This is a genomic window from Escherichia sp. HH41S (genome assembly GCF_009820115.1).
GTDB lineage: Bacteria > Pseudomonadota > Gammaproteobacteria > Enterobacterales > Enterobacteriaceae > Escherichia > Escherichia coli_F.
Genome location: NZ_VNXE01000068.1, coordinates 23,890 through 42,240, shown reverse-complemented (window position 1 = coordinate 42,240; position 18,351 = coordinate 23,890). Strand labels below are relative to the sequence as shown.

Sequence of the window (18,351 nt, the reverse complement as noted above, 5' to 3'; positions counted from 1 at the left end):
TTAAGAGTCTGTATCTCTTGGAAACAAATTTCTCACATCAAAAATGTTGCCGCAATGTAAACATATTGTTTTATTGATTTAAAACAAATTAACCATTGCAATATAAATACAACAAATACTTAAGCATATTAAATATTTATCACATCTATTAATTAATGCAGATTTTTTTAAATGGTATTATTAATATCAATAAAAAAGCTGAAATCATTCACACGAATGATTTCAGCTTTCTAAATCCGCTTAAAAAACCAGGGTGGCAAATTAATCGTAGCGATTTAACACGATTCGACGTTTGCTATCGCTACCTGCAACAACCACTTCTGTCGTCACACCTTTGACTGGCGAAGAAACCTGATGACGGGTATCAACATCATACGTTAACTGACCACAATGCTGTTGAGGTTGACCATTAACCATAGCCATACTGCATGTTGGGGGACTGATCCTGCCATTAATCGTTAATGTGGCAGTCTGTGAAGAGAACGCGGGAGAAGCCATTCCATAGGCAAGAAAAATAATTCCTGACAGCCAGTACTTATTCATTGAACGTTATCCCTGTAGTAAAGGTTATGCCTGGATAGAATGAGTGCATAACAAACTATAGCTGTACATCCACTACACAGCCACGAAGGATGATAATGATGCATTGCCTGTACGATCAATCGACTTTATAGAGTTTCGGACGAAGGTCCGCAGAATATTCGCAGCATTAAATAAGTGTTCATTAATGCGGCAAAAACAAATACACCGCATCAATGTAACATCTCTGCGGTGTATGAAAAACAACCAAAAAGGTTAATACGCGTCAGACCGCGCGGAAGGAAATCTCGCCAGGAATGACTTCTCCCTGCCAATAAAGCTGGGCTGCAACGCGGTCAGCCAGCTGGCGGTAGATAGCAGTAAATTCGCTCTCCGGACGGCTGATAACTGTTGGCGTGCCTTTATCGAGATCTTCACGTAAGGAAATATGTAACGGCATCTGCCCCAGCAACTGCGTGTGGTATTTCTCGGCCAGTTTCTCTGCACCACCGGTACCGAAAATCGGTTCATGGTGACCACAGTTACTGCAAATATGCACACTCATGTTCTCGACAATACCGAGCACCGGAACCTCGACTTTCTCGAACATCACAATGCCTTTTTTCGCATCGATCAACGCAATGTCCTGCGGGGTGGTGACCACTACCGCGCCAGTTACTGGAATGTTTTGTGCCAGTGTCAATTGAATGTCACCGGTGCCTGGCGGCATATCAAGCACCAGATAGTCGAGATCCGGCCACAAGGTTTCCTGCAACATCTGCATTAACGCCTTGCTCGCCATCGGACCACGCCACACCATCGCATTGTCGTCAGTGACCAGATAACCAATTGAATTGGTTGCCAGTCCATGAGACATAATCGGTGCCATATGGGTACCGTCCGGCGAAGTTGGACGCTGATTTTCTGCGCCCAGCATGGTGGGTATTGATGGGCCGTAGATATCGGCGTCCAGAATGCCGACTTTCGCCCCTTCCGCCGCCAGTGCCAGCGCCAGATTTACCGCCGTGGAGGATTTACCCACGCCGCCTTTACCGGAGCTGACCGCAATGATGTTCTTCACGCCGTTAATTCCCGGCTGATTCTTCACGCGTTTTAAGGTGGCGATATTGTGCGACAGTTTCCAGTCGATAGCTTTCGCCCCGGTGATGCGCAGCAGTTCGGCGCTACATTGCTCTTTTAACTCTTCGAACGCGCTATGCCAGACGAATGGCATAACCAGTTCCACATGCAACGTGTCGTCCATCCAGGCGACATGGTGCAACGCTTTCAGCGTGGTGAGGTTATGCTTCAGGGTTGGGTGCTGAAAATTGGCCAGTGTCCCGGCGACCATTGCGCGCAAGGCTTCTGGTGATTTGGCCTGGGATTGTTCGTTCATCCCGACTCCTTTTTTGTATAGATAAACCATCAGCTGATAGTTTACCTGAAGAATATAGAGAAGTACTTACTTAACATTTTCCCATTTGGTACTATCTAACCCCTTTTCACTATTAAGAAGTAATGCCTACTATGACTCAAGTCGCGAAGAAAATTCTGGTGACGTGCGCACTGCCGTACGCTAACGGCTCAATCCACCTCGGCCATATGCTGGAGCACATCCAGGCTGATGTCTGGGTCCGTTACCAGCGAATGCGCGGCCACGAGGTCAACTTCATCTGCGCCGACGATGCCCACGGTACACCAATCATGTTGAAAGCTCAGCAGCTTGGTATCACTCCGGAGCAGATGATTGGCGAAATGAGTCAGGAGCATCAGACTGATTTCGCAGGCTTTAACATCAGCTATGACAACTATCACTCGACGCACAGCGAAGAGAACCGCCAGTTGTCAGAACTTATCTACTCTCGCCTGAAAGAAAACGGTTTTATTAAAAACCGCACCATCTCTCAGCTGTACGATCCGGAAAAAGGCATGTTCCTGCCGGACCGTTTTGTAAAAGGCACCTGCCCGAAATGTAAATCCCCGGATCAATACGGCGATAACTGCGAAGTCTGCGGCGCGACCTACAGCCCGACTGAACTGATCGAGCCGAAATCGGTGGTTTCTGGCGCTACCCCGGTAATGCGTGATTCTGAACACTTCTTCTTTGATCTGCCCTCTTTCAGCGAAATGCTGCAGGCATGGACCCGCAGCGGTGCGTTGCAGGAGCAGGTGGCAAACAAAATGCAGGAGTGGTTTGAATCTGGCCTGCAACAATGGGATATCTCCCGCGACGCCCCTTACTTCGGTTTTGAAATTCCGAACGCGCCGGGCAAATATTTCTACGTCTGGCTGGACGCACCGATTGGCTACATGGGTTCTTTCAAGAATCTGTGTGACAAGCGCGGCGACAGCGTAAGCTTCGATGAATACTGGAAGAAAGACTCCACCGCCGAGCTGTACCACTTCATCGGTAAAGATATTGTTTACTTCCACAGCCTGTTCTGGCCTGCCATGTTGGAAGGTAGCAACTTCCGCAAGCCGACCAACCTGTTTGTTCACGGCTATGTAACGGTGAACGGCGCGAAGATGTCCAAGTCTCGCGGCACCTTTATTAAAGCCAGCACCTGGCTGAATCATTTTGACGCTGACAGCCTGCGTTACTACTACACTGCGAAACTCTCTTCGCGCATTGATGATATCGATCTCAACCTCGAGGATTTCGTCCAGCGCGTGAATGCCGATATCGTTAATAAGGTTGTAAACCTGGCATCCCGTAACGCGGGCTTTATCAACAAGCGTTTTGACGGCGTGTTGGCAAGCGAACTGGCTGACCCGCAGTTGTACAAAACCTTCACGGATGCCGCTGAAGTGATTGGTGAAGCATGGGAAAGCCGCGAATTTGGTAAAGCAGTGCGCGAAATTATGGCGCTGGCTGATCTGGCTAACCGCTATGTCGATGAACAGGCTCCGTGGGTGGTGGCGAAGCAGGAAGGTCGCGATGCTGACCTGCAGGCGATTTGCTCTATGGGCATTAACCTGTTCCGCGTACTGATGACTTACCTGAAGCCGGTACTGCCAAAACTGACCGAGCGTGCAGAAGCATTCCTCAATACGGAACTAACCTGGGATGGCATCCAGCAACCGCTGCTGGGCCATAAAGTGAATCCGTTCAAGGCGCTGTATAACCGCATCGATATGAAGCAGGTTGAAGCACTGGTGGAAGCGTCTAAAGAAGAAGTGAAAGCCACTACCGCGCCAGTTACTGGCCCACTGGCAGATGATCCGATTCAGGAAACCATCACCTTTGACGACTTCGCTAAAGTTGACCTGCGCGTGGCGCTGATTGAAAACGCAGAGTTTGTTGAAGGTTCTGACAAACTGCTGCGCCTGACGCTGGATCTCGGCGGTGAAAAACGCAACGTCTTCTCCGGCATTCGTTCTGCTTACCCGGATCCGCAGGCACTGATTGGTCGTCACACCATTATGGTGGCTAACCTGGCACCACGTAAAATGCGCTTCGGTATCTCTGAAGGCATGGTGATGGCTGCTGGTCCTGGCGGGAAAGATATTTTCCTGCTAAGCCCGGATGCCGGTGCTAAACCGGGCCATCAGGTGAAATAATCCCCCTTCAAGGCGCTGCATCGACAGCGCCTTTTCTTTATGAATTCCTAAAGTTGTTTTCTTGTTTGTTTAACGCTCTTAATTTTTTTCATTAACTGCTAGCATCCGCTTATAACTGGATATAAATACAGGGAACGCGGATGAAGAGTTATATCTATCAGGACGAAAAATCGCATAAATTCTGGGCGGTGGGACAGCAAGGTAACGAGTTGCATATCAGTTGGGGAAAAGTTGGCACCCAAGGGCAAAGCCAGATAAAAAGCTTTGCGGATGCTGCGGCGGCGGAAAAAGCGGAACTGAAGCTTATCACTGAGAAAACGAAAAAAGGCTATGTGGAAGACGCTTCGGCAAACGTGCATATCCCCCCCGTCACCAAAGTCACTCCTGACGTTAAAACTTCACCCGAGAGTAAAAACAAACGCCTATGGCTGGCTGATGATGCAGCCATTCCGGTAACCGACGATATTAACCGATTTGCTTTTCCACATCGCTCTCGCCCCAGAGATATCAATTATCTGCACAAAGATGGTCAAATATGGAAGCGCATCGCGAATAACACCAGGGCATATGACCCCGACAACAATTACCGTTCTTATCCAGAAAACTGGCAGCAGGCTTTTACTGAGTTACAAATGCGAATTCTGGGTAATAAACAGACAGGGAGTGCGCAATCTGATGCGGCATTGCTCTGGAGTTTCTGGAATTCTTACTCTCAAGATGAACTGGTCGATGACTTAATCATTCGCTGTGGTCTGGAAACTACCGTTGAAATTGCCCTTCTCGCTCTTCAACTAAAATATAAATCAGTAAAAGGCGTCGTCACGACCATTATTCCTCCAGATCACGAAGCAGAATCGCTACCGAACTGGCATCAACGTCTATGCCATCATCTTTCACTCGCTTCAGAAGATGAGTGGCAACGCTGTGTAGATAAAGTACTCGCCGCAATTCCGACGCTATCCCCCGCACGGCAACCTTTTGCTGCATTACTGATCCCTGAACGCCCGGATATTGCCAATGCTATGGCACTACATTATGCAGATCAAAACGTCCCGGCGATGACCTGGTTAAGACTGGTGGTAACCAATGACGCTGCTCTGACTACAACCGAAAAATACGACTTCCCACCATTACATCGTGATTTTCGCGCTTATCTGGCAATGTTGCTGGCGAATAATGGCGTGCGCGGTGTAAGCCGGATACTTACTGAGTTTGTGGAAGAGCATTCTGACAATCCCACTTATCTCTTCGAGCGCATCAGCGAGACTGAAGATCTTGTCAAATGGCTATGGAAAACGAATCACCCGGATGCGATTCAAATTCTGATCCTCGGTGTAAATGGCAAGAAAAAGCACCTGGAATACTTAAGCAAAGCCTGCCAAAAACATCCCGCTGCGGCTATTGCCGCTTATGCTACTTTGCTGGCAATACATGAAGATGCACAGTGGCGCAACGCGCTTGTCAAACTGGTTACCGTCACGCCAGAGTTAGTACGCGACGTCGTTCCCTGGGTTAGTGCTAAAGCGGCAGGCATCTTATCTGAATGTCGTCCTCAGTTAGTCGCTGAAGAATGTGAGTATGCCACTGCGGATATGTTGCCAGAACTGCTTGTCGCTCCACCGTGGGCAATAAATAAGAAAAAGAATGTAATACCCGTATTTGATTTACCGGTACTTCCCATCCCTTCCGTCACTGACATCACACCTGGAATTACAGAGTTAATCAGTCACACTGACATATCCAGATTCAGTGAAATCGCGCAATATCAGTCATCACAGCAAACCTTATTTACCGACCTGCCGCTAATTGAAAAAGAAAGCTGGGAGACATCTTTCATTCCTTTTACACCAGAACAACAAATCCTTTGGCAATTAGGTTTTAATGTATGGCTGCATTGCGAAGATGACTTACATGAAAAAAAATACATACCGCAAAGCGCTGTTGATGCCTTGTTGCGCTTTGATTTTCCAGCACTAAAAGCTGAGTTTGCGAAATATCACAACAATGCCAACAAAAGCTGGAATTTATCTGCGCTTTGTTACTTACCGGGACAACAGGCGATTTCATTTCTCAACCAAATAATCATTGAGGAGCGATATTCAGGTGAGAAAGAGATTCTGGCAGTTTTTGGTAGTACGGCCATTCCTGCGTTTATGACCTGCTTGCAACGAGATCATCAACGACTGTGGATATTCACCCTCTTTATTGGGGCCAGTGAACTAGCCTTACCAATGGCGCAGCGGTTACAGAAAAAAATGGCTTACAAGGATGCCGTTAATTGGCTGGCAAATAACCCGCGCCATGCCGCCGCCGGGCTACTGCCTTTGGCGCTGGGCAAACCGTGCCAAAATCGGGAATATGCCCGCCAGGCGCTCCGCCTGCTAGTGAAATTAAACCAGCGAGAAACGATTGAGAAAATCGCGCAAGGATATAATCAACCTGATGTTTTAGCTGCGCTGGCAACATTATTTGATAGCGATCCTCTGGAAGAATATCCCGCAAAAATCGCCCCACTGCCCGGCTTTTATCAGTTCACCTTATGGCGCAGACCACGGCTTAAAAGTAACAACCTGCCTCTACCAGATGACGCTATGCGCCACCTGGGCACTATGCTGAGCTTTCCTCGCGACATTACCGCCTACGCTGGGCTGGCGATCATCAAAGAGACCTTCACCCGGGAATCACTGGCTGACTTTGGCTGGGATCTCTACACGGCATGGATGGAAGCTGGCGCTCCCGCAAAAGAAAACTGGGCATTTACCTCGCTGGGGATTTTAGGCAATGACGACACCGCGCGTAAACTAACCCCGCTTATCCGGGCCTGGCCGGGTGAATCCCAGCATAAACGCGCGGTTTCTGGGCTGGATGTGTTAGCCAGTATCGGTAGCGATATTGCGCTGATGCTGCTTAATGGCATTGCACAAAAGATTAAATTCAAAGCATTACAGGAACATGCCCGCGAGAAAATCAACATAGTTGCTGAAAACCGTGGGCTGACTATGGCTGAACTGGAAGACCGCCTGGCTCCAGATTTAGGGCTTGATAGCAGTGGCTCGCTGATACTTGATTTCGGCCCACGTCAATTTACCGTTGGTTTTGACGAAACCTTAAAACCTGTAGTGCGCGATGCAAACAGCAAACTCCTGAAAGATTTACCTAAGCCCAACCAGAGCGATGATAAAACACTGGCAACTGACGCAGTTAACCTCTTCAAACAGTTGAAAAAAGATGTGCGCGCCATTGCCAGTCAGCAGATTGATCGTCTGGAGCAGGCTATGTGTCAGCGCAGACGCTGGACGGCAAAACAGTTCCGCCTGTTTCTGGTGGAGCATCCGCTGGTACGTCACTTAACCCGACGGCTGTTATGGGGGGTTTATAACGATGAAAACGCCCTTATTACCTGTTTTCGCGTGGCAGAAGACAGCACTTACAGCGATGTGCAGGATGAGCTATTCACGCTGCCAGCAGGAAACATCGGTATTCCGCATGTGCTGGAAATCTCCCCTGAATCCGCCGCTGCATTCAGGCAAATATACATTGATTACGAACTGCTTCCCCCTTTCCAACAGCTTGATCGTGGTTGTTACCACCTTGCGGATAACGAGCGTGATACCCATGAATTGTCACGCTGGGACGGACGTCTCTGCCAGGCCGGACGCATTGTCGGGCTGGAACGCAGAGGCTGGCAACGTCTGGAAGAAAGCGGCAGCGTCTATGCGATGCGCAAATCTACCCCTTATGGCGCTCTCGAACTTGAAACAGAACCTTTTTCATTGATTTATGGCGAAACGGGGTATAGCGACCTGCTGCCTGTCGAAAGCGTAAAAATCACTGCCCCTTATGATCGCTATGGTAAACAATCCTCACCCACTTTCTCCGTGCTCGACGACATCACCGCCAGCGAGCTGATTAACGACATCGAATCACTGTTTGATTAAAAGGAATTAGCAATGAAAACCTATATTTATCAGGACGAAAAATCACATAAATTCTGGGCAGTGGAGCAACAGGGAAACGAGCTGCATATTAGTTGGGGCAAAGTCAGTACCAACGGGCAAAGCCAGGTAAAAAGCTTTGCTGATGCTGCGGCGGCGGAAAAAGCGGAACTGAGGCTGATTGCGGAGAAGGTGAAGAAGGGGTATGTGGGGCAAGCGAAGGATAATTCTTTGCAACCTTCCCAAACGGTAACGGATTCTCTCAAGGTAGCGGCCTTATCCACCATTATTCAGGAACAACCCTTTTGCGTAGCAGAAGCCCGTGTGGCTGACAAAAATACAGATGATGTTTTACCGTGGCTGGCGAAAGATATTGCTGTCGTTTTTCCGCCCGAAGTTGTACACACCACGTTAAGCCATCGCCGCTTTCCCGGAGTTCCTGTTCAGCAAGCAGACAACTTGACCCAGTTACGTCGCTTAGCCTGTAGCGTGTCGCAACGGGATAATAAAACAGCCACATTTGACTTCAGCGCCTGTTCTTTAGTATGGCAAAACACCGTCGCCCAGGCGATCAGTCAGATCGACTGCCTGAAAACAACACAGTTACCATCACCAGTAATGGCTGTACTCACGGCACTTGAAATGAAATGCACAAGATATAAAGTGCGTGAGGATGTTATGGATCAGATCATTCAGGAAGGCGGTCTGGAATATGCTACTGATGTAATAATACACCTTCAACAGATTGATATTGAATGGAATTATGCGAATAATATCATTATTATTCTGCCGTCTGGCATTGCACCTGATAACTTGCAGCAATATTCCAGTTTTGAATTACGCCTACGGAAACATTTATCACTGGCGGAAGAGTCTCTCTGGCAAAAATGTGCGCAAAAACTTATTGCCGCAATTCCACATATTCCAGAATGGCGGCAACCATTAATTGCTTTGTTATTACCCGAAAAACCAGAAATTGCACATGAAATTGCCCAGCGTCTACTGGGGAAAAAAAATTACCCTCGCTTGAGTGGCTAAAAATAGTGGCGACTGATGAGCACATTCTTGCCTCATTAGAAAAATATCACGAGCCATATGCCATTTTTGATGATTACTATTGTGGTGCGATATTGTCAGCCACCGTATTACAGGAGCAAGGTGTTGCAGCCCTGCCCCGATTTGCTCCCTATGCCGCAAGTGACTACTGCGCAGATGTATTGCGTCATATCAATCATCCGTTCGCATTAACACTGCTCATACGTGTAGCCGGGCATACTAAACGCTGTCACGATCGAATGACGAAAGCCTGCGCTGCGTTCCCACACGCAGCACTGGCAGCACTGGCGGAACTTCTAGTGCAAAAAGAAGAGAATAGTTGGCGCATTATGCTAATGACGATGCTTATCTCGCAACCAGCACTGGCAGAACAGGTCATTCCCTGGCTTTCGACACCCGCAGCTGCAATGCTGAAATCATGCCAGCAACAACTGACACAGCCCTCAAACCATGCCTGCGCCGATATGTTGCCTGCCGTATTAGTCTCCCCTCCCTGGCTTTCGAAAAAGAAAAAATCGACGATTCCGGTGTTGGATTTAGCACCGCTCAAACTCAAATCCATATGCACAATAACCGACACAGAAGCAAAAGAGTTTCAAACTCATTGGGACTGGGAATCGCATAAGCCAGGTGAAGGTGCTAAAGATTTCCTTTACTCGCTGGGGTATCGCCGCTGGGATTTTGACACATATAAATATATCGGCGCTTCTGACTCGGCAATTGACGCATGGGAACGTGAGGACTTCGCTACACTCATCCAAATATTTAAAGCCCACCATGCACCGTATCAGGGGGAGTGGCATCTCAACTCACTTCCCTTTTTACCTATGCAAAAAGCGATTAAACTATGGGAGTTTCTCAGCAAAGAGCCGCATACCGCGGTAAAACCTGTCATGCTTTATTTGCGACTGGCAGGTATGAGTGGTTTTCTACACTCGTTTTCACGCTACCCTCAAGAAGGTTTTGCGGTTGCTAATTATTTTGCCGCAACGGAACTGGCTCCTGCCGTCGCCCGCGCCTTTAACAAACTCAAAACTCTACGACAAGACGCCCGCACCTGGCTGCTGAAATATCCGGAACATGCCATTACCGGCCTGTTGCCTGCGGCACTCGGCAAAGCTGGTGAAGCCCAGGATAACGCCCGCGCCGCCTTACGTATGTTGATTGAAAGTGGTTATCCGTCATTACTGCAAGAAATCGCCCAGCGTTATAACCAGCCGGAAGTAACCGATGCGGTGAACGCTCTACTTGCGCTCGATCCCTTAGATAATCACCCGACTAAAATCCCGACACTTCCGGCCTTTTATCAGCCATCGCTCTGGACACGCCCGGTATTAAAAGCAAACGCCCAATCACTGCCAGATAGCGCCCTCTTCCACCTCGGTAAAATGCTCCGCTTCCCTCAGGAAGATACTCTGTATCCGGGGTTATTACAGGTGAAAGACGCCTGTACTGCCGACTCACTGGCTGAGTTTGCCTGGGATCTGTTTACCGCCTGGCAGACCGCTGGCGTGCCGTCGAAAGAGAGCTGGGCGTTCACTGCATTAGGTGTTCTCGGTAACGATGACACCGCCCGCAAACTGACGCCATTAATCCGCGCCTGGCCTGGTGAATCCCAGCATAAACGTGCCACCGTCGGGCTTGATATCCTCGCCGCTATCGGCAGCGATATCGCCCTGATGCAGCTTAACGGCATTGCTCAGAAACTGAAATTCAAAGCATTACAGGAGCGGGCAAAAGAAAAAATTGCCGACATTGCCGAAAGCCGCGAACTCACAGTGGCAGAACTTGAAGATCGCTTAGCGCCCGATCTCGGTCTGGATGATAACGGTTCGCTGCTGCTGGATTTCGGGCCACGGCAGTTCACCGTCAGCTTTGATGAAACCTTAAAACCGTTTGTGCGTGATGCTTCCGGCAGCCGCCTGAAAGACTTGCCTAAACCGAACAAAAGCGATGATGAAACTCAAGCGAACGATGCAGTTAACCGCTACAAACTGCTGAAAAAAGATGCGCGTACCGTTGCCGCCCAGCAGGTGGCAAGGCTGGAATCCGCCATGTGCCTGCGCCGCCGCTGGTCGCCGGAAAACTTCCAGCTATTCCTGGTTGAGCATCCGCTGGTTCGCCACTTAACCCGCCGTCTGATTTGGGGCGTTTATAGCACCGAAAACGAGCTACTGGCCTGTTTCCGGGTGGCAGAAGATAACAGCTACAGCACCGCTGACGATGATCTTTTCACCCTGCCGGAAGGCGATATCTCTGTTGGCATTCCTCACGTTCTGGAAATATCACCCACGGATGCTGCCGCCTTTGGTCAGCTTTTTGCCGACTACGAACTGCTACCGCCGTTCCGCCAGCTCGACCGTAACAGTTACGCCCTGACAGAAACCGAGCGCAATGCCAGCGAACTAACCCGCTGGGCAGGCAGAAAATGCCCGAGCGGTCGGGTTATGGGGCTGTCGAATAAAGGCTGGGTGCGTGGTGAACCGCAAGACGGAGGCTGGATCGGCTGGATGATCAAACCTCTGGGCCGCTGGTCATTAATCATGGAAATCGATGAAGGATTTGCAGTTGGTATGTCGCCAGCCGAACTCAGTGCCGAGCAACTCTTAAGCAAGCTGTGGCTATGGGAAGGCAAAGCAGAAAGCTATGGCTGGGGGAGTCATTCAACACAGGAAGCGCAGTTCTCCGCACTCGATGACATCACCGCCAGCGAGTTGATTAATGATATTGAAGCCCTGTTTGAATAAGGAAAGAACATGGACAAGGAATTACCGTGGCTGGCGGATAACGCCCAACTGGAACTGAAATATAAAAAAGGCAAAACACCACTCAGCCATCGCAATTGGCCGGGCGAACCAGTGCCTGTTATCACTGAAAGCCTCATCCAGACACTGGGTGATAAATTGCTACACATTGCTGAGAAGAAAAAAAACATTGTCTGGCGTTATGAAAATTTTTCACTGGAGTGGCAGTCGGCCATTACGCAAGCCATCAACTTGATCGGCGAGCACAAACCCTCAATTCCGGCCCGGACAATGGCGGCGCTAGCCTGTATCGCGCAAAATGACAGCCAACAGTTGCTCGACGAAATCGTCCAACAAGAGGGGCTGGAATATGCGACTGAGGTGGTGATTGCACGCCAGTTTATTGCGCGGTGTTATGAGAGCGATCCTCTGGTAGTAACATTGCAGTATCAGAAGGAGGACTATGGCTATGGCTATGGTTATGGTTATGGTTATCGCTCAGAAACCTATAACGAATTCGATCTCCGACTACGTAAGCATCTCTCTCTGGCAGAGGAAAGCTGCTGGCAGCGTTGCGCCGACAAACTCATTGCCGCACTGCCAGGACTACCCCAAGTTCGCCGTCCTTTTATTGCACTCATCCTCCCGGAGAAACCAGAAATCGCCAATGAGTTGGTAGGCCTTGAATGCCCGCGGACTCATTTTCATTCTAAGGAGTGGTTAAAAGTTGTTGCTAATGACCCCAGAGCGGTGAGAAAACTCGAACGCTACTGGAGCCAGGATATATTTAGCGATCGCGAAGCCAGCTACATGTCGCATGAAAACCACTTCGGCTACGCGGCCTGCGCCGCCCTTTTGCGCGAACAAGGAATTGCAGCCGTTCCACGCCTCGCGATGTATGCCCATAAAGAAGATTGCGGTAGCCTGCTGGTACAAATTAACCATCCGCAAGTTATTCGCATCTTGCTGTTAGTTGCCGATAAAAACAAACCCAGCCTGCAGCGTGTGGCTAAATACAGTAAAAACTTTCCCCATGCGACGCTCGCCGCACTGGCAGAACTACTGGCGTTAAAAGCCCCCCCTACGCGCCCTGGTTATCCTATCATCGAAGACAAAAAGCTGCCTGCACAGCAAAAAGCACGTGATGAATACTGGCATACGCTGTTACAAACGCTGATGGCATCGCAGCCACAACTGGCAGAAGAGGTGATGCCGTGGTTAAGTACTCAAGCCCAGGCAGTGGTGAATAGTTATTTATCGGCATCGCCAAAACCGGTTATTGATAGCACCGATAACAGCAGTCTGCCTGAAATCCTCGTTTCACCACCATGGCGTGGCAGGAAAAAGACTTCCATAACTCACTTTTCGCTACCTGAACTTACGCTTGTACCGCAAGCGTACAGGTCGTCCCAGGAACACTGGACGCAGGAACAGCAAACTACAATCAGCCATTTTAGCGCCATGCCTTTTGACGAACGTCTCGCTAGCAGAGGAACCGATACCTTCTTGCGGGAATTAGGTTTTGAAGATCACAGGTGGAAGTTTAATGAGTTTATTCTCAAAGGACAATTGGATGCTCTGGATACCGATCAACTAGAGACACATACTTCAGTAGGAAGATTGCTCAATTATCAGGCAAAACAGAATGAAAATAAACACTACCGGGAAGAGGCCGCCAGCGCATTACTGGCACAAGATAGTGTTGCGTTGATGGAGGGGTGGCGAACTTTCCAACGCAAATTTAATTACACTGATGAAAAGCGTTGGGGAGTATGGAACCTGTATCTTATCGCGCAAATGCCGCGCGAAATGGCGGTATCGTGCTGGCAACAAATTGTCGCGGCTGATTTTCATTACACCGGGGTAGAATATCTGTTAAGTGTCCTGGGTACCGATGCTTTGCCCGGATTAATCACCGCCTTTGCCCGACATCCCAAAGAGATATTTCCGCTGCTGATTCATTTTGGCGCAACAGAACTGGCGCTGCCCGTTGCCCGCGTCTGGCATCGTTTTGCGGGCCAGCGTAATCTGGCTCGCCAGTGGATTTTACAATGGCCGGAGCATACGGCTACGGCGCTGATCCCATTAATCTTTGCCAGGTCTGGCGATAACAGCGAAGCGGCACTCAATGCTCTGCGTTTACTGTATGAACAAGGACATGGCGAATTGCTACAAACTGTAGCCAATCGTTGGCAGCGTACAGATGTATGGCCTGCCCTGGAGCAATTACTTAAACAGAGTCCAATAGAGATTTACCCAGCACGCATTCCAAAAGCTCCTGATTTCTGGCATCCGACAATGTGGTCCAGACCACGACTTATAAATAATAATCAACCTGTTACTGATGATGCTCTGGAAATTATCGGCGAAATGCTGCGCTTTACCCAGGGCGGACGTTTTTATTGTGGGCTGGAACAACTGAAAACGTTCTGCCAGCCACAAACGCTGGCCGCTTTTGCCTGGGATCTCTTCACCGCCTGGCAACAGGCTGGCGCCCCCGCAAAAGACAACTGGGCTTTTTTGGCGTTAAGTCTCTTTGGTGACGAAAGCACGGCTCGGGATCTGACAACACAGATCCTCGCCTGGCCACAGGAAGGCAAATCTGCCCGTGCCGTCAGTGGCCTGAACATACTTACCCTGATGAATAATGATATGGCGCTGATACAGCTGCATCATATATCGCAACGGGCGAAATCCCGTCCCTTACGTGATAACGCGGCGGAATTTCTTCAGGTGGTCGCAGAAAATCGTGGACTAAGCCAGGAAGAGTTAGCGGACAGATTAGTCCCAACACTGGGCCTGGATGATCCGCAGGCGTTGATATTTGATTTTGGACCCCGGCAGTTTACCGTTCGCTTCGATGAAAACCTCAACCCGGTTATCTTTGATCAGCAAAACGTTCGCCAGAAAAGTGTTCCCCGGTTGCGCGCCGATGACGATCAACTGAAAGCGCCCGAGGCACTGGCCCGACTAAAAGGGCTAAAAAAAGATGCCACTCAGGTGAGCAAAAACCTGCTCCCGCGTCTTGAAACTGCCCTACGCACCACCCGACGCTGGTCGCTGGCAGATTTTCATTCTCTGTTTGTTAATCATCCCTTTACTCGCCTGGTTACTCAGCGATTAATATGGGCGGTTTATCCGGCAAATGAACCGCGTCGTTTACTCAACGCCTTTCGTGTGGCCGCTGAGGGGGAGTTCTGCAACGCACAAGATGAGCCAATTGACCTGCCTGCGGATGCTCTGATTGGCATTGCCCACCCGTTAGAAATGACAGCAGAAATGCGCAGTGAATTTGCACAGGTTTTTGCCGATTACGAAATTATGCCGCCTTTTCGCCAGTTGATGCGGCGCACAGTGCTGCTCACACCTGACGAGTCAGCCAGTAACAGCCTGACTCGCTGGGAAGGTAAATCCGCAACCGTTGGGCAACTTATGGGAATGCGATACAAAGGCTGGGAGTCAGGTTTTGAGGACGCATGTGTCTATGACCTGGGCGAGTATCGGCTGGTCCTTAAGTTTTCACCCGGTTTTAACCACTACAGTGCTGATAGCAAAGCGCTAATGAGCTTCCGTTCTCTTCGAGTGTACCGTGACAATAAATCTGTCACTTTTGCCGAACTCGATACGTTTGATTTGAGTGAAGCGTTAAGCGCACCTGACGTCATTTTCCATTAAAACACAGCGGGCAGTGATGCGACTGCCCGTTATCAACACGACTTACCACCGGGAAAAGCGATGATCGTGCAAAAAGAGCTGGTCGCTACTTATGATTATGAAGTCCCTGTACCTGAAGATCCGTTTTCCTTCAGACTTGAGATCCATAAATGCTCTGAATTATTTACAGGTTCCGTCTATCGACAGGAACGATTCCGGCTACGTCCAACATTTCATCAACGTGATCGAGAGGATGTCGACCCGCTAATAAATGATGCGTTGATTTATATAAGAGATGAATTTATTGATGAGCGAAAATTACGAGGTGAATCACCAGAAACGGTAATAGCCATTTTTAATCGTGAACTACAGAATATATTCAACCAAGAAATAGAATAATATACTCTAAATAATTCAAGTTGCAGGAAGGCGATAAGCGAGTGAATCCCCAGGAGCTTACTAAAGTAAGTGACTGGAGTGAACGACAAATCCGCATGGAGCGGATTTGAACGCTACTTGTAGCGGCCCCGTAAGGGGTGAGGTCCATGGATGGGCCGAATAACCCGCAGCCGCAGCATATGCAACTTGAAGTATGGCGAGTATAGCTTTATTAAAGGGGGAAACGGTATTCCCCCTTAGATGCGTTTCGATTTGCCAGCTACTTCAACAAATCAATCAACCGTAACAGAGCCACTAATAACTCCAGTACGGCAATGAGCACAGTTAACTTTTGTGTCAGCGTGTCCATCCGCTCTCCTTATTAAGGAGCGCAACACCAGGACCTTACCCTTACACTGCCTGTCGATACTGGTTTACGTATGTTGAGTCGCCATGTTGCACTCCGGATCAGAGCACCACCTGCGGCACCACCCGTCCGGTAGCCAGGACTTGAAATTGGTTCGATCCGGCGCAACTTCCCAACAGTCAGGATTATAAATCTCATTATCTTAATTGCAACGGGGTCCGTAGGTCGTTATAATTCGTTCGTTGGGGCGCCATGTTGCATAATCAGTAACTTAACGTCAAAGTTGTAAATAAAAGAACCTGCCTCACCAGCAGGTTTTTTTATTTTCCGCGATCTGGTTTCCAGATATTTTTCGCCAATAGCCACCATAAATATTCACATCCCAGCCAAATGGTACGTTGATTATAAAATCGATGAATTAATAAATAAGAAAAAAGTTATCGGGTGAATTAATGGAAGCAATAATCATTTTATTAAAGGGGGAAGCGGTATTTTCCCCCTTAGATGCGTTTCAATTTGCCCGTTACTTCAACAAATCAATCAACCGTAACAGAGCCACTAATAACTCCAGTACGGCAATGAGCACGGTTAACTTTTGTGTCAGCGTGTCCATCCGCTCTCCTTATTAAGGAGCGCAACACCAGCATCTTACCCTTACACTGCCTGTCGATACTGGTTTACGTATGTTGGACCACGATGTTGCACTCCGGATCAGGGCACTACCTGCGGCACCACCCGTCCGGTAGCCAGGACTTGAAATTGGTTCGATCCGGCGCAACCTCCCAACTGTCAGGATTATAAATCTCATTATCTTAATTGCAACGGGGTCCAGCGGTGGTTATAATTCGTTCGTTGGAACACGATGTTGCACAATCAGCAAGTTATCGTCAAAGTAGTAAATAAAAGAACCTGCCTCACCAGCAGGTTTTTTTATTTACTGTGATCTGCTTTCCAGATATTTTCCGCTCAAACAACTAATGCGCCAAACATTTATTGCGCGTAAAATATCGTTTATTTGATTAATACATTTCAGGGATGAATATATGTCACCGCAGAATAATCATCTGCAGCGTCCGCCTGCCGCTGTGTTATACGCCGATGAACTGGCAAAATTAAAGCAAAATGATAACGCACCTTGCCCGCCCGGTTGGCAGTTAAGTTTGCCTGCGGCCCGTTCTTTTATTCTTGGCGATAGCGCGCAAAATATCAGCCGTAAAGTCGTGATTAGTCCCTCCGCTGTCGAACGCATGTTAGTCACTCTTGCTACCGGGCGCGGTTTGATGTTGGTGGGGGAACCTGGCACCGCAAAATCTCTCCTGTCTGAATTACTGGCAACCGCTATTAGCGGCGATGCTGGGTTAACTATCCAGGGCGGCGCATCTACCACCGAAGATCAAATCAAGTACGGCTGGAACTACGCCCTGCTTATTAATCATGGTCCGTCAACGGAAGCGCTGGTCCCTGCCCCGCTCTACCAGGGAATGCGCGACGGCAAAATTGTCCGTTTTGAAGAGATAACGCGTACACCACTGGAAGTACAAGACTGTCTGTTAGGTATGCTTTCTGACAGGGTTATGACGGTGCCGGAACTCACTGGTGAAGCCAGTCAGCTCTATGCGCGGGAAGGCTTTAATATTATTGCCACCGCCAATACCCGCGATCGCGGCGTTAATGAAATGAGCGCGGCACTAAAACGTCGATTCGATTTTGAAACTGTCTTTCCGATTATGGATTTCGCCCAGGAGCTGGAACTGATCGCCAGTGCTTCGGCGCGTTTGTTGGCCCATAGCGGTATTCCGCATAAAGTGCCTGACGCGGTACTTGAGTTACTGGTCCGCACCTTCCGCGATCTGCGTGCCAACGGCGAAAAGAAAACGTCAATGGATACACTGACAGCGATTATGTCCACCGCTGAAGCCGTGAACGTGGCCCACGCTGTGGGCGTCCGCGCCTGGTTTTTAGCGAATCGCGCGGGGGAGCCAGCCGACCTGGTGGACTGTATTGCCGGAACCATCGTCAAAGATAACGAAGAAGATCGCGCACGTCTGCGCCGTTACTTCGAACAACGTGTCGCTACACATAAAGAAGCTCACTGGCAGGCTTATTATCAAGCTCGCCACCGCCTGCCGTGAGGAAA

General features: G+C 49.1%; 7 protein-coding genes and 1 pseudogene. 6 read left to right on the top strand and 2 right to left on the bottom strand.

Annotation, left to right across the window (positions count from 1 at the left end):
• Window positions 1-261: 261 nt before the first annotated feature.
• Both FQZ95_RS14450 and apbC read right to left on the bottom strand, forming a co-directional pair.
• Window positions 262-543, bottom strand: coding sequence for a YehE family protein (locus FQZ95_RS14450; RefSeq protein WP_001046488.1), 282 nt, complete (start codon window positions 541-543; stop codon window positions 262-264).
• Between the two features lie 262 nt (window positions 544-805).
• Window positions 806-1,915, bottom strand: coding sequence for an iron-sulfur cluster carrier protein ApbC (gene apbC / locus FQZ95_RS14445; protein WP_001005448.1), 1,110 nt, complete (start codon window positions 1,913-1,915; stop codon window positions 806-808).
• A gap of 131 nt (window positions 1,916-2,046) precedes the next feature.
• On the opposite strand from apbC, the gene metG reads away from it, so the two are divergent.
• The 6 genes and pseudogenes from metG (at window position 2,047) to FQZ95_RS14415 (ending at window position 18,346) form a co-directional block, all read left to right on the top strand.
• Window positions 2,047-4,080 (top strand): methionine--tRNA ligase, encoded by a 2,034-nt coding sequence (gene metG, locus FQZ95_RS14440; protein WP_015953546.1) that lies wholly within the window; start codon window positions 2,047-2,049, stop codon window positions 4,078-4,080.
• A gap of 140 nt (window positions 4,081-4,220) precedes the next feature.
• Window positions 4,221-8,018 carry a DUF4132 domain-containing protein gene (locus FQZ95_RS14435; RefSeq protein ID WP_160530344.1) on the top strand — a complete coding sequence of 1,266 codons (3,798 nt, stop codon included), beginning with the start codon at window positions 4,221-4,223 and terminating at the stop codon, window positions 8,016-8,018.
• Between the two features lie 12 nt (window positions 8,019-8,030).
• Window positions 8,031-11,818, top strand: a pseudogene (locus tag FQZ95_RS14430) (DUF4132 domain-containing protein).
• 9 nt (window positions 11,819-11,827) lie between these two features.
• Window positions 11,828-15,490: a DUF4132 domain-containing protein gene (locus FQZ95_RS14425; protein WP_160530343.1), complete on the top strand. Its 3,663-nt coding sequence runs from the start codon at window positions 11,828-11,830 to the stop codon at window positions 15,488-15,490.
• 60 nt (window positions 15,491-15,550) lie between these two features.
• The gene (yehK, locus tag FQZ95_RS14420) at window positions 15,551-15,868 is read left to right on the top strand and encodes a protein YehK (RefSeq protein ID WP_032184577.1); all 318 of its coding nucleotides are present in this window, start codon (window positions 15,551-15,553) and stop codon (window positions 15,866-15,868) included.
• Window positions 15,869-17,257: 1,389 nt separating this feature from the next.
• Complete coding sequence (locus FQZ95_RS14415; RefSeq protein ID WP_160530342.1) at window positions 17,258-18,346, top strand: ATP-binding protein; 1,089 nt, start codon at window positions 17,258-17,260, stop codon at window positions 18,344-18,346.
• Window positions 18,347-18,351: the final 5 nt, after the last annotated feature.